This window comes from Herbidospora daliensis (genome assembly GCF_001570585.1).
GTDB lineage: Bacteria > Actinomycetota > Actinomycetes > Streptosporangiales > Streptosporangiaceae > Herbidospora > Herbidospora daliensis.
In genome coordinates this window covers 1,804,425-1,818,140 of the sequence record NZ_BBXF01000002.1, presented here as the reverse complement: position 1 = coordinate 1,818,140, position 13,716 = coordinate 1,804,425, and the positions used below count along the sequence as shown (strand labels likewise).

Here is a 13,716-nt window from a genome sequence, read left to right as displayed (position 1 = left end):
GACCGTTATGAGGGGAATGGCAGGTGCCCTTGCGACCTCCGGTCAGCCCGTGTTCTGCAGACCGGCCGCCACCCCGTTCACGCTGAGGAGGAGCAGCGTCGAGAGGCTCTCGCGCTCGTCGTCGGCCAGGTCCTCCGTGGTCCGCAGCGCGGTCAGCGCCCGCAGCTGCAGGTGCGACAGCGCGTCGACGTAGGGGTCTCGCAGCTGGACGGCCCTCGACAACACCCGCCTCGACTCCAGCAGCCGGGTGTGGCCGGTGATCTCCAGGACCAGGCGGCGGGTCAGGTCGTATTCGTCCATGACCTGCTTGTAGAAGTCGTCGCGGCCGCCCAGCGCCAGATAGCGGCTGGCGATGGCGCGGTCGGTCTTGGCGAGCGACATCTCCACGTTGTCGAGCAGCGAGGCGAACAGCGGCCACTCCTTGTATGCCTCCCGCAGTTCCGCCTGGCCTCCCGCGTCGAGGACGGCGGCCAGGCCGGAGCCCAGGCCGTACCAGCCGGGGAGGTTGACCCTCGTCTGGGCCCAGGCGAAGACCCACGGGATGGCGCGCAGGTCGTCGAGCGACTTCGGCGCGCCCAGGCCGCGGCGGGCCGGGCGGGAGCCGAGGCGCAGCGAGCCGATCTCCTCCAGCGGGCTGACCGCCGAGAACCACTCGGGGAAGCCGGGCGCCTCGGTCAGGCCCCGGTAGGCCCGCTCGGAGGCGGTGGCGACCTGGTCGGCCAGCTCGCGGAACTTGGCGGCGGAGTCGGCGGTGCGCTGCTCGACCGGGCTGGTCGAGGCGAGCAGCACCGCGTTGGTGACCTGCTCGATGTGGCGGCGGGCGATGGCCATGTGGCCGTAGCGGGCGAAGATGACCTCACCCTGCTCGGTGACCTTGAACCGGCCGTTGACCGAGCCCGGCGCCTGGGCGAGCACCGCCCGGTTGGCCGGTCCGCCGCCCCGGCCCAGGGCGCCGCCCCGGCCGTGGAAGAGGGTGAGCACGATGTCGTTCTCGGCGGCCCACGTCGTGAGGGCGGCCTGGGCGTCGTAGAGGCGCATGGTCGCGGCGGCCGGGCCGAGCTCCTTGGCGGAGTCGGAGTAGCCGAGCATGACCTCGACCCGGCGGCCGTTGGCCGCCAGCCGCTTCTGGACGGGCTCAGAGGCGATCATCCCGGTCAGCACGCGCACCGAGTTGTCGAGGTCCTCCCCCGACTCGAACAGCGGCACCACGTCGAGCACCGGCGCGCGGTCGCCGAGGGCGTGCTGCGCCAGGGCGTAGACGGCCAGGATGTCGTCGGCCGAGCGGGTGAACGAGACGACGTAGCGGGAGCAGGCGGTGACGCCGAACCGCTCCTGGATCCAGGCGATGCTCCGGATCGTGGCCAGCACCTCTTCGGTGCGCTCCGACCGGGCCCCGCCGGCCTCGATCTCGGCCAGCGCGGCGGCGTGCACCTGGGAGTGCTGGCGCACCTCCAGCTCGGCCAGGTGGAAGCCGAAGGTCTCCACCTGCCAGATCAGATGCTGCAGTTCCCCGTACGCCTGGCGCACCGCGCCGGCCTCGACGAGGGACTCCTGGGCCAGCCGCAGATCGGTGAGCAGGTCGGCGGGCGAGCGGTAGGCGAGGTCGAGGTCGCGGCGGCGGGTCGCGGCGATGCGCCCGGCCACGAACAGCAGCCACTGGCGGTGCGGCTCCTGCGGCGAGCGGGTCGCCATCTCGGAGACCAGGTCGGGGAAGTCGCCCTCGGCGCGGGACAGGGCGGCGCGCAGGCCGGCCGAGAGCGGGGTGCGCTCGGCGGCCAGCGTCATCGTGCGCCCTATGCGGGTGGCCGCGTTCTCCAGCGCGATCAGCACGTGCTCGTTCTGGATCAGCAGGGCCTCGCGCGTGACCTTCGAGGTCACGTTGGGGTTGCCGTCGCGGTCGCCGCCGATCCAGGAGCCGTAGCGGATGTAGGGGCGGGCCAGCGGCGGGCGGGTGCCGGTGCCCGGCTCCAGCGCGCCGTCGAGCGACCGGTAGATCAGCGGCACGGCCCGGAAGAGGGTCTCGTCGAAGGCCGCCATCGCGGTGCGCACCTCGTCGAGCGGGTCGAGCTTGGTCGAGCGCAGCTGGGCGGTGCGCCAGAGCAGGTCGACCTCCTCGCGCAGCCGCCGCTTGGCCTCCTGCTGCTCCCCCGCGCCCCGGCCGGGCGTGTTGTAGAGGTCGAGGTGGCCGCTGATGCGCTGGATCGCGGTCACCACCGCGCGCCGCCGGGCCTCGGTCGGGTGGGCGGTCAGCACCGGCCGGAACTCCAGCTCGCCGATGAGCCGGTCGAGCTCCTCGGCCCCGACGTCGCTGCGCAGCGCCCGCACGGCCTGCGGCAGCGACTCGGGCACCGGCACGTCGTCGCGGTCGCGCTGCCGCAGGATGCGGATGCGGTAGTGCTCCTCGGCCAGGTTGGCGAGGTGGAAGTAACAGGTGAAGGCCCGGGCGATCAGCACGGCCCGGTCAAGGGGCCATTCGGCGACCAGAGCCGCCACGTCGTCGACCGTGGTCTCCCGCCGGCGGGCGGCGATGACCGCTTTGCGGAGACGTTCGACATCGGCCAAGAGGTCGGGGCCGCCGTCTTCGGCAATTGCCTGCCCCAGGATCTCTCCCAGGAGGCGGACGTCGGCGCGGAGGTCGTCGGGCATCTCGGTGACGGCGCTGTGGCGGTCGTGGTGAGACAGGGCGGCCATGCTTGGAAGACTAGCGAGTGGTCTCGAACCGCCTCAGACCGGTCTCACCCATTGGACTAGACCAATGGTCAGGTGGGACGCGACACGTCGGCCATCAGCTCCGGCATACGCCGCAGCCCGATCACCGACGCCTTGGCGCGGGCCAGCCAGGCGAGCCCGAACCCGAGGACCGGCATGAACACCGACACCCACAGGTGGCCCGCCATGACCGGGATGAGCACCGGCAGCGAGAGCACCGCCCCGCCGACCAGCGACCCGATCGACGACAGGAACGCCTGCCCGCCCTGGCCGGGGGCCGCGCCGGTGAAGGCGTTGATGCGCTCGGGCTGGGTGTAGGCGATGTAGACGCTGGTGAACGACCCGACCGCGAAGACCAGCCCCATCACGCCGACGCCGGTCAGCGCCGCCGGGACGATCCACACGGGCTTGGTCAGCAGGCCGGTGACCACGGCCGCGAGGCAGATCAGGGGGGCGCCGAGGAGGGCGATCGCCACGTGGCGGCCGGCCAGGTCGGCGCGGAGGGCCTCGGGTTTGGCGTACACGACCGCGTTGATCCACAGAGCCCGGCCGTCGATGCCGAAGGAGTTGGTCGCCTGCAGCGACACCACCAGGCCGCCCAGCCAGACCGGGAAGACGCCCATCCAGACGATCGGCTCGCCGCCGGTGTTGTTCCGGGTCGAGAAGATCATGATGATGATGACGGCCAGCGCGCTGACCCAGGTCACGCGGCCCCGGGGGTCGCGGCGGGCGTACTTGAGCTCCTTGGCGACGACCGCGCCGAGCACGCCCTCGGGCAGCAGCCCGCCGAACCGCGACCGGCGCACGCTGCCGCCGCCCTGGCTGGAGGAGTCGGCCCGGGTGAGCGCGGCCTTGAGCGCGACGATCCACAACCACGCGCAGACGGCCGTGAACAGCGCCACCGCGACGACCTCGGCGACCCCGACGAGCCCGCCGTCGGCGATGGCGTGGGCGGCCAGCCCGGTCGGCGACCAGCGCAGCACCCCGGCGGTCTGGGTGATGATCTCCAGGCCGTTGCCGAGCCCCTGGTTGAGCAGCATGCCCGGCAGCTGCGACCCCACCACGAGCAGGATGACGCCGACCGCCATGAGGTCGCGGCCGCGCCGGGTCCGCAGCGCGCCGGACAACGCGGTGGTGACCAGCCGCGACACCACCAGGCAGCAGGCGAACGCCACCGGCACCGCGACGATCCCGATGAGCGCGCCGGTGACGGACCGGGACAGCCCGAAGATCACGCCCGTCATGGCGAACAACGACGCGACGGGCCAGATGCCGACGGCCGAGGAGGCCAGCAGCCCACGGGTGAGCTGCGCGGTGGTCAGCGGGAACAGGGCCAGCCGGGCGGGGTCGAGGGTGTCGTCGAGCCCGAACATCAGCAGCGGCCCGACGATCCACATGATCAGGATGGCGAAGAAGAAGACCACGCCGACGTCGGCGGCAAGGGTGGGGTCGAGCGCCCGCAGCCCCGACATCAGGTAGAACCCGGCGATGGCGACCACCAGGCCCGCGATCAGCGAGAAGACGAACCCGAAACGCTGCTGCGAGGTGCCCTTGAGGCTCCCGGCGATGAGCCGCAGCTTCAGCCGGACGAAGAGCCCAACCACGTCAGCCCCTCCTCTCCCGACCCGCCGGCCCCGACGAGGTCGAGGAACGCCTCGTTGAGCGAACGCCCGCGCCGCACCTCGTCGGTCGGCCCCTGTGCGACGATCTGGCCCCGCGACATGACCGACACCCAGTCGCAGAGCCGCTCGACCAGGTCCATGACGTGGCTGGAGAAGATGACGGTCGACCCGGAGGCGGTGTAGCGGCGCAGCACCTCGGTGAGGGTGTTGGCGCTGACCGGGTCGACGCCCTCGAACGGCTCGTCGAGGAAGAGCACGGCCGGGTTGTGCAGCAGGGCGGCGGCCAGGCCGATCTTCTTCCGCATGCCGGTCGAGTAGTCGACGACGAGCTTGTCCTGCGACTCGACCAGGTCCATGACCTTCAGCAGCTCGGCGGCCCGCTTCGCGCCCTCCTCCCGGGGGATGCCGCGCAGCTCGGCGTTGTAGAGCAGCAGTTCCCGCCCGCTGAGCCGCTCGAACAGCCGCAGCCCTTCGGGCAGCACCCCGATCGAGCTCTTGACCTTGACCGGCTCGGCCCACGCGTCGGCGCCGTGGATCTCCACCAGCCCGCCGTCGGGCCTGAGCAGCCCCGTGATCATGCTCAGCGTGGTCGTCTTGCCGGCCCCGTTGGGCCCCACGAGCCCCGCGAAACTCCCGGCCGGCACGACCAGATCCACCCCGGCAACCGCGACCTGCTGCCCGAAGGCCTTCACCAGGCCCCGCGTCCGAACCGCCTCTGTCATGCCCTCCACTCTGCCCTGTCACCGCCACGCCCGTAGGTCACGATTTCGACGGGCCGTCGGTCAACCGGCGAGGAGGTCGATCTGCTCGGCGTCCTCGTCGCCGACGGAGATCGTGAACCGGACTCCCATGGCCCTGCCGATCCGGTCGAGCATCTCCAGGGTCGGTATCCCGCCGCCCAGTTCGATGCGGGACAGCGCAGGCTGGGAGATCCCCGCCCGTGCGGCCACCTCCGCCTGGGTCAGGTTCCGCGCCACCCGCACCTCGCGAAGCCGATCACCGAGATCCATGTCACGGAGGGCACGGGTGTACTCGGGGTGCTCTTCGGCTCCGGCGTCCTGCAGCCGCTTGTCTCGCAGAGTCCGCCACGTGCTGTGTCCGGCCATCATGACCTCCTGTCGAACACGTGGGTGGTGCTCATGTCATGCCCGAACTGGCAAGCCCTCATCGCCTTCACCGCCCGCTCCACGTCATCATGCTGTGGCCCGTTGCGTGTCTTGGCAAACACGGTGAGCAGAATGATCGTTCCGCCCCCGGGCCGCCAGAACGTGATCCGCCAGGACTGTTCGTGGAGGGGCACCCGTAATTCGCTGACGCCCTCACGCAGGCTCTTGACGTGATCACCGTCCGGCTGACCGCATCGTTGCCAGAGATAGCGGTCCACCTTCGCCATGACCCGCTGGTAGTGCCCGAAGGACAACGCCGCCAGCCAGGCCTCCACCTCTGGTTCCAACGCGATCTCGACCATACCGTTGATGGTATATACTATTGATGATATGTGGGCGGAGACGGGAAAACCAGTCCTCCGCTACACGGAGTTTGACCGCCTGCTCGCGAGGTGGTTGACCGCCCACAGGACGACGCCGATGGCCAGCAGGATGAGGGCGCGCAGGTAGACCGAGCCCTCGCGGCCCGTGATCGGGAGGATGAGGATCACGCACGCCACCGCGCCCAGGACCGGGGCCCAGACCGGGGCGTGGAAGTGGTCGTGGTCGACGGTCTCCCTGCGCAGGACCAGGACGGCGATGTTGACGATCGTGAAGACGCACAGCAGCAGCAGGACCGTCGTGTCGGCCAGGCCGCCCACGTCGCCGGTGCAGACCAGGACGACGGCGATGGCGACGGTGAAGAGGATGGCGACCCACGGGGTGGCGCGGCTCGGGTGGACCGCGCCGAAGACCTTCGGGACGATGCCCTCGCGGGCCATGCCGTAGACCAGGCGCGAGGCCATCAGCATGTTGATCAGGGCGGTGTTGCCGACGGCCAGCAGGGCGATGAGGGCGAACAGCTTCGGGGGGAACTCCAGGCCGGCGACCTTGACGACTTCGAGGAGCGGGCCGCTGGAGTTCCGCAGCGTCTCGGTGTCGACGAGCATCGTCGCGGTGAAGGCCACCGCCAGGTAGATGACGCCGGCGATGGCCAGGCCGCCGAACAGGGCCCGGGGGTAGGAGCGCTGCGGGTCCTGGGCCTCCTCGGCCAGGTTGACCGAGTCCTCGAAGCCGAGCAGGGCGTAGAAGGCCAGGGCGGTGCCGCCCAGGATGCCGAGGAAGGCGCCGTTCTCGGGGTGGAACTCCAGGGCGCGCGAGGGGTCGCCGTCGCCGGTGAGGAGGGCGTACACGCCGATCGCGATGATGACCAGGAGGCCGAACGCCTCGATCAGGGTCAGCACCACGTTGACCTTGACCGATTCTGAGATGCCGGCGAAGTTCACCAGCGTCACCAGGGCCAGGAAGATCAGGGCGCCCACCACGGTGGGCAGGGTGACGAACTCGGCCAGGTAGGTGCCGCCGAAGGCCCTGGCGGCCGCGCTCGCCGAGGTGACCCCGCTCATCAGGACCGCGAAGGCCACGATGAAGGTCAGGAACGGGATGCCGAAGGCGCGGTTGGTGTAGAGGGCCGCGCCGGCCGCCTGGGGGTACTTGCCGACGAGTTCGGCGTAGGCGGTGGCGGTCAGCGCCGCCAGGACGAAGGCGACGAGGAACGGCACCCACAGGGCGCCGCCGACCTCGCCGGCCACCTTGCCGGCGAGGGCGTAGATGCCGGCGCCCAGGATGTCGCCGACGACGAACAGCAGCAGCATGCGGCGTCCGATGACGCGCTTCAGACTCGGGGCCTGCGGACTCATGCGACGCGACTACCCAGCGTCACGCGCGTCACGCTTGCGCACCCCCTGGGAATTCGCTGAGTACGGCCGGATTACCCTTGCGCCATGACTGCCGAACCGGTGCCTGAGATCGACGTGCACACGACCGCGGGGAAGATCGCCGACCTGGAGCGACGCCTCCACGAGGCGGCCCACGCGGGGTCGGCGCGGGCGGTCTCCAAGCAGCACGAGAAGGGCAAGATGACGGCCCGGGAGCGCCTGACGGCGTTCCTCGACGACGGCTCCTTCGTCGAGTTCGACGAGCTGGCGCGGCACCGGTCGACCAGCTTCGGCATGGACCGCGAGCGGCCCTACGGCGACGGCGTCGTGACGGGCTACGGCACGGTCGACGGGCGTCCGGTGGCGGTGTTCGCGCAGGACTTCACCGTGTTCGGCGGGTCGCTGGGCGAGGTCTTCGGCGAGAAGATCGTCAAGGTCATGGACCACGCGCTGAAAACGGGCTGCCCGGTCATCGGCATCAACGACTCCGGCGGCGCGCGCATCCAGGAGGGCGTGGTCTCCCTCGGCCTGTACGCCGAGATCTTCCGCCGCAACGTGCACGCCTCGGGCGTGATCCCGCAGATCTCGCTGATCATGGGCCCGTGCGCCGGCGGCGCGGTCTACTCCCCGGCCCTCACCGACTTCGTGCTGATGGTGGCCGAGAAGTCGCACATGTTCATCACCGGGCCCGACGTGATCAAGACGGTCACCGGCGAGGAGGTGACGTTCGAGGAGCTCGGCGGCGCGCACACGCACAACTCCAAGTCGGGCGTGGCCCACTACGAGGCCACCGACGAGCAGGACTGCCTCGACTTCGCGCGGGCGCTGCTGTCGTACCTGCCGTCGAACAACCTCGACGAGCCGCCGGTCTTCGACGTCGAGGCCGACCTCACGGTCACCGACGAGGACCTGGAGCTCGACACGCTGATCCCCGACTCGGCCAACCAGCCCTACGACATGCACACCGTGTTGTCCCACGTGCTCGACGACGGCGAGTTCCTGGAGATGCACGCCGGGTTCGCGCCGAACATCCTGGTCGGGTTCGGCCGGGTCGAGGGGCGGCCGGTCGGGATCGTGGCCAACCAGCCGATGGCGCTGGCCGGCACGCTCGACATCGCGGCCTCCGAGAAGGCGGCCCGGTTCGTGCGCACCTGCGACGCGTTCAACCTGCCGGTGCTGACCTTCGTCGACGTGCCGGGCTTCCTGCCCGGCACCGACCAGGAGTGGAACGGCATCATCCGGCGCGGCGCCAAGCTCCTGTACGCCTACGCCGAGGCCACCGTGCCCCTGGTCACCGTGATCACCCGCAAGGCGTACGGCGGCGCCTACGACGTCATGGGCTCCAAGCACCTCGGCGCCGACATCAACCTGGCCTGGCCGACGGCGCAGATCGCGGTCATGGGCGCGCAGGGCGCGGTCAACATCCTCTACCGCCGCGAGCTGGCCGAGGCGAAGGACCCCGACGCGGCGCGGGCCCGCTACGTCACCGAGTACGAGGACACCCTCGCCAACCCCTATCTCGCCGCCGAACGGGGTTACGTCGACGCGGTGATCCGCCCGTCGGACACCCGCGTGAAGGTCATCCGGGCGCTGCGGACGTTGCGGAACAAGCGGGCCTCCCTGCCGCCGAAGAAGCATGGGAACATCCCGCTGTGACCCACCTGAGGATCGTGCGCGGCGACGCGACCCCCGAAGAGGTGGCCGCGCTCGTCGTAGCGCTACGTGACATTTCACTGACGGAGCAGAAAAGTGAGCCGAGTCCGCCCAGGTGGCGGGCCCCTTCGCGAAGGATGCGGGGAAACGTCCCCCCAAGGCCCGGTAAGGGAACCTGGAGGGCCAGCGGACTACCCGAATAGACAGGGATTAGATCGGCCGAACCGGGTGTCAAGTGGCCCAAGAGTTGGGAGTATCTCCAAAAGGGCAATAGCAGCTAGACCAACAACACACGGAGACGAGGCCTGGAGGACGCGATGGCCATCCCGGACCTCGCAGTGCACAGCATGGCAGCGAAATACGCGGTTCTCGTCGATGTCGGTTATCTCTACGCCGCCGCCGGCGAGGTTCTGCTGGGCGCGAAGGAACGCAAGGAATACCGCGTCTCCGCCGACGAACTGATCCAATCCCTGCAGAAGCACGCCATGGAGCGCCTCCCCGGCGAGCTCCTGCGCGTCTATTGGTACGACGCCGCGCGCGACCGCGTTCCCACGGTCGACCAGCGGGTGATCGCCCAGCTCCCCTGGGTGAAGGTGCGGCTTGGCAACCTCAACGCGCGTGGCCAGCAGAAGGGCGTCGACGCGCAGATACGCAGCGACCTGGAAGCGCTGGCCCGCCACCACGCGGTCAGCGACACCGTCTTGATCGCCGGCGATGAGGACATGGTGCCGGCGGTGGAGGCCGCCCAGGCCTACGGGGTCCGGGTGCACCTGTGGGGGGTCGAACCCCCTTTCGGCACCAACCAGGCCGAACGGCTGGTCTGGGAATCCGACACCGTTGAGATCATCACCGCTGATTTCCTGAGGGCCTTTTTCACGCGTGCGCCGATCCCGGTGGCGGTCACCCCGCCGCCCTCCCCGGCCCAGGTCTTCGCGGGCCGCACCGCCAAACCGGCCGCCCCGCCGCAGAAACAGGCCGGCCAGCCGAAACTCGGCCCCAGCCGGCCGCGCGTCGAGGAGGTCGGCGAGCACGTCGCCCAGAAGTGGATCCTCACGCGGGGCCGCGACAACATCCGCGACCTGCTGCCGGGACCGCTCCTGCCGACGGTCATCGACACCGAGCTCCTGATCGAGGCCGAGAAGGAACTGGGCCACTCGCTGCGCCCCTACCCGGAGGCCCGCGTGTGGTTGCGCGACGGCTTCTGGGCCCGGGTCTACCGCGAGTTCGACCTGGGCGTCGGCATCTCGTCGAAGTAGCGTCGTCCCTGGTCAGAGGGGTGGTCACGCTCGGGTCCGAAATCCGCCAGCTCGGGCCGGTGAGCTGGGCGTAGCGTGTTCGACGTGAACACACTCGACTTCGAAGAGCGCTACTTGGCGATCTCGGCCAGGGACCGCAGGTTCGACGGGCGGTTCTACACGGCGGTGACCTCGACCGGGATCTACTGCCGGCCGATCTGCCCGGCGCGCACCCCCGCCCGCAAGAACGTGCGGTTCTACGAACACGCCGCCTCCGCCGAGGCGGCCGGGTTCCGGCCGTGCCGGCGGTGCCGGCCCGAGTTGTCGCCGGGAACGCCGGGGTGGGACGTCCGGGCCGACCTGGTCGGGCGGGCGCTGCGGCTGATCGACGACGGGGTCGCCGACGACGGCGGGGTGGCCGAGCTGGCCCGCCGCCTGCACGTCAGCGAGCGCCACCTGCACCGGCTGTTCTCGGCCGAGCTCGGCACCGGGCCGCTCGCGGTGGCGCGCACCCGGCGGTTGCTGCTGGCCAAGCAGCTGCTGACCGAGACGTCATTGCCGATGGCCGACGTGGCCTTCGCGGCCGGGTTCGGCTCGGTACGCCAGTTCAACGCCGCCATGAAGGAGTCCTACCGGTTCGCGCCCGGCGACCTGCGCAGGTCCGACGGGCCGATGGCGGCCGGGGGGCTGACGCTGCGGCTGGGCGTGCGGCAGCCGTTCGAGGCGCGGGCGCTGCTGCGCTTCCTGGCCGCGCGGGCCGTGCCGGGCGTGGAGGAGGTCGTCGACGACGCCGTCTACAAGCGGCGCATCCCCGGCGGCGAGGTCACGCTGACCCCGGTCACCGACCACGTGCGGCTGACCGTGACCGGCGGGGACACCCGCCACCTGGCCCGGATCGTGGCCCGCTGCCGGCGGCTGCTCGACCTCGACGCCGACCCCCACGCCATCGCCGCCGCCCTCGAACCGACCATGCTCGGGCCGCTGGTGGCGGCCCGGCCGGGGCTGCGGGTGCCGGGGGCGTGGGACTCCTTCGAGCTGCTGGTGCGGGCGATCGTCGGCCAGCAGATCTCCGTCGCCGGGGCCCGTACGATCCTGGGGCGCATCGCCGCCCGGTCGGCCGAGATCTTCCCGTCGGCCGGGGAGATGACCGGCCTCGACCTCGACGGGCTCGGCATGACGAACCGCCGCGTCGCCACGCTGCGGGCCGCGGCCGAGGCCGTGGCGTCCGGCGACGTCGACCTGGAGGCCGGCGATCCGGCCGAGACGGTCGCGGCCCTGGTCGCGCTGCCCGGGATCGGGCCGTGGACGGCCGGCTACGTGGCCCTGCGGGCGCTGCGCGACCCCGACGCGTGGCCCGACGACGATCTCGGGCTGCGCCGCACGATGGCCGCGCTGGCCATCCCCATGAGTGAGACCGAGCGCTGGCGGCCCTGGCGGGCCTACGCCGCGCTGCATCTGTGGAACGCCGAGGAGAAATCATGATCATCGTTCAGACCGTGCAGACGCCCGTGGGACCGCTGGCCATGCTCGCCCGCGACGACGTTTTGGTGGCGGCCGGCTTCACCGGCGACCCCGAGGCCATGTTCGTGCGGCTCTCTCCGGAACTGCGGAAGCTGGGCCTGACCGTCGGGGAGGTGCCAGGGGCGGCGGGAGCCGTAAAGGAATATCTCGACGGACGCCTCGACGCCCTCGACGGCATCGCGGCCGTTCAGCCCGGCACCGACCGGCGGCAGCGGCTCCTGACCGCGCTCCGCGGGGTCAGGGCCGGGACGACGGTGAGCTACGCGGAACTGGCCGAGCGGGCCGGGATGCCGCGGACGGCGGCCCGCGCGGCGGGCGGCGCGTGCGCGCAGAACCTGGTCGCGCCGTTCGTGCCGTGTCACCGGGTGCTGCCCTCGACGGGCGGCTACGGCGGCTACTACTACGGCACGCCGGTCAAGGAGTGGCTGCTCGCCCACGAAGGCGCGCAGGTCTAGGTGGGGCCGTGATCGTGCGCCGAAGGAGATGTGACGGACGCACGATCACGGGATGAGTCGACTACCCCTCGACAGAGGTTTGCACCTCACCCACGGGGACGTCTCGGGTCACCGTCGCCTCAACCGGATCGTAAACGAAGGGCACGACAGACTGGTCGACATTGCTCGTCACCGGCCAGACCGTCGTCACGGTCAGCGTGTAGACCTTGCGCGGCTGGTCGGCCGACGCCCGCAGGTAGCGCACCCCGCAGGAGAACGTGCCGCCCTTCACGTACTGGTGGCCGCTCGGGCCGCAGTTCTGTTTCACCTCGGCGCGGTCGCTGCCCGTGCCGGGGTCGATCTTGATGGAGTCGAGGGTCGCGGTGACGGTGGCCGACATGACGCCGGGCAGGGTCGCGGTGACCGACCGGGTGGTCGCGCCCTGGTTGCCCAGCCAGACCCAGGTCGGCAGGTTGACGAAGCTCTTGGCGTCGGGGTTGAGCTGGATCGTCGGTTCGGGCACGGTCAGCGCGGCGCGGGCGATCTGGAGCAGTTCCTCCATGGTGATGCCGCCCGCCGGGGTCTCGCCCTCGGGCACCCACAACGCGCCTTCGAGCGCCGACCAGCAGGCCATGCCGCCGGGGTCGGCGGCGTTGTAGGCGGGCGACCACCAGCGGCCGTCTTCGCCGACCTTGTCCTTGTACTGCTCCAGGAACTTCTGGAAGTCCTCTTCGGTGCCGCCCGGGTTGGTGTGGAACCACCAGCTGCGCAGCTGCTCCTGGCTCTGCAGCATGTCTTCGGCGGTCTTGCCGGGTTCGTACCAGCACGGGCGCTTGATCCGGTAGCCGTCGGCGCGGCCGTTGGTGCCGTTGCCGCTGATGATGATGGCGGAGTTGGTCAGCTGGACCCCGACGGTCCGGCCCGTCTGGAACCCCTTGCCGTGGGCGCCGCCGGGGGTGGGCGCGGCGGCCAGGTTCAGGGCCAGTGTCAACGCGAGCGCGGCTTTCACCGTTGGCACTCCTTCGCGGCTTGGTCGGGAAAGGCGGCGTGCTGGAAGAACTTGACGCGCCAGGTTCCGTCGTCCCCTCGCCGTACGGCGGCGACCTGGAAGTAGATGGACTTGGGAGGCTTGGTCCAGTTGGGCTGCTGGGCCAGCGGGGTGTCGGCGGCGTCGACCACCTGCATGCCCGAGGTGTCGACGCAGGCGTCGACCTCGGCGCCCCGGCCGTCGACCGCGGTGACCCTGATCGAGTAGAGCTTGGCGGTGCCCTTCGCCGAGGTCTTGGTCCTGGCGAAGCCGGACACCCAGGCGTAGGCGACCCGGCTCGCCTCGTCTTCGACGTTCTCCAGATACGCCTCGTCGGCGCCGCCGGAGGCCACCGCCTTCCACTGGTTCACGTAGGAGTCGGTGAAGGCGGTGATCATGTCGTCGCGCCGGTCGGGCCACTCGATCGAGACGGCCAGGCCGTCGGCGATCGCGACGGTCTCCGCGGTCGCCGGCGGGGCCGCGACGGCCGCCTTCGACGACCCCGCGCCCTGCGGCGTGAAGCCCTTGTCCGCCGGGGCTCCGCAGGCGGTCAGGGCGGTGACGAGCCCGATGACGGCTACCCAGCGCACGGGGTGAACGTAACGACCGGGCGGGACCGTGATCCAGTGATGTGCGGGTTTCGGCATGGTTC

General features: G+C 70.9%; 13 protein-coding genes. 5 read left to right on the top strand and 8 right to left on the bottom strand.

The window, feature by feature from the left end:
* Positions 1-42: 42 nt before the first annotated feature.
* The 6 genes from AW274_RS14930 to AW274_RS14905 form a co-directional block, all read right to left on the bottom strand.
* Positions 43-2,691, bottom strand: coding sequence for a phosphoenolpyruvate carboxylase (locus AW274_RS14930; RefSeq protein WP_062431570.1), 2,649 nt, complete (start codon positions 2,689-2,691; stop codon positions 43-45).
* A 68-nt stretch (positions 2,692-2,759) separates the two neighbouring features.
* The gene (locus AW274_RS14925) at positions 2,760-4,313 is read right to left on the bottom strand and encodes a hypothetical protein (protein ID WP_062431568.1); all 1,554 of its coding nucleotides are present in this window, start codon (positions 4,311-4,313) and stop codon (positions 2,760-2,762) included.
* Complete coding sequence (locus AW274_RS14920) at positions 4,289-5,053, bottom strand: ABC transporter ATP-binding protein (protein WP_062431566.1); 765 nt, start codon at positions 5,051-5,053, stop codon at positions 4,289-4,291. Before AW274_RS14920 ends, AW274_RS14925 begins: the two co-directional genes overlap by 25 nt.
* Positions 5,054-5,113: 60 nt before the next feature.
* Positions 5,114-5,341, bottom strand: a complete 228-nt coding sequence (locus AW274_RS14915) for a helix-turn-helix domain-containing protein (RefSeq protein WP_232320109.1) — start codon at positions 5,339-5,341, stop codon at positions 5,114-5,116.
* 95 nt (positions 5,342-5,436) lie between these two features.
* On the bottom strand, positions 5,437-5,799 hold the full coding sequence (locus tag AW274_RS14910; protein WP_062431564.1) for a type II toxin-antitoxin system RelE/ParE family toxin: 363 nt from the start codon (positions 5,797-5,799) through the stop codon (positions 5,437-5,439).
* 60 nt (positions 5,800-5,859) lie between these two features.
* Complete coding sequence (locus AW274_RS14905) at positions 5,860-7,176, bottom strand: APC family permease (RefSeq protein ID WP_062431562.1); 1,317 nt, start codon at positions 7,174-7,176, stop codon at positions 5,860-5,862.
* Positions 7,177-7,260: 84 nt separating this feature from the next.
* Here AW274_RS14905 and AW274_RS14900 point away from each other — a divergent pair, with 84 nt between their 5' ends.
* From AW274_RS14900 to AW274_RS14885, 5 genes are all read left to right on the top strand, one after another.
* The gene (locus tag AW274_RS14900) at positions 7,261-8,850 is read left to right on the top strand and encodes an acyl-CoA carboxylase subunit beta (RefSeq protein WP_062431558.1); all 1,590 of its coding nucleotides are present in this window, start codon (positions 7,261-7,263) and stop codon (positions 8,848-8,850) included.
* Positions 8,847-9,050, top strand: coding sequence for an acyl-CoA carboxylase subunit epsilon (locus AW274_RS39180; RefSeq protein ID WP_083974178.1), 204 nt, complete (start codon positions 8,847-8,849; stop codon positions 9,048-9,050). Before AW274_RS14900 ends, AW274_RS39180 begins: the two co-directional genes overlap by 4 nt.
* 114 nt (positions 9,051-9,164) lie before the next feature.
* Positions 9,165-10,103 carry an NYN domain-containing protein gene (locus AW274_RS14895; protein WP_062342904.1) on the top strand — a complete coding sequence of 313 codons (939 nt, stop codon included), beginning with the start codon at positions 9,165-9,167 and terminating at the stop codon, positions 10,101-10,103.
* Between the two features lie 84 nt (positions 10,104-10,187).
* The gene (locus AW274_RS14890; RefSeq protein ID WP_062432051.1) at positions 10,188-11,564 is read left to right on the top strand and encodes a DNA-3-methyladenine glycosylase 2 family protein; all 1,377 of its coding nucleotides are present in this window, start codon (positions 10,188-10,190) and stop codon (positions 11,562-11,564) included.
* Positions 11,561-12,058: a methylated-DNA--[protein]-cysteine S-methyltransferase gene (locus AW274_RS14885; protein ID WP_062431555.1), complete on the top strand. Its 498-nt coding sequence runs from the start codon at positions 11,561-11,563 to the stop codon at positions 12,056-12,058. The genes AW274_RS14890 and AW274_RS14885 overlap by 4 nt, the downstream gene beginning before the upstream one ends.
* A 61-nt stretch (positions 12,059-12,119) precedes the next feature.
* On the opposite strand, the gene AW274_RS14880 is transcribed toward AW274_RS14885, so the two are convergent.
* Together AW274_RS14880 and AW274_RS14875 are read right to left on the bottom strand one after the other, a co-directional pair.
* Positions 12,120-13,046, bottom strand: a complete 927-nt coding sequence (locus AW274_RS14880) for a hypothetical protein (RefSeq protein WP_062431549.1) — start codon at positions 13,044-13,046, stop codon at positions 12,120-12,122.
* Entirely contained in the window at positions 13,043-13,654 is a 612-nt protein-coding gene (locus tag AW274_RS14875) for a hypothetical protein (RefSeq protein WP_157520181.1), read from the bottom strand. Before AW274_RS14875 ends, AW274_RS14880 begins: the two co-directional genes overlap by 4 nt.
* Positions 13,655-13,716: the final 62 nt, after the last annotated feature.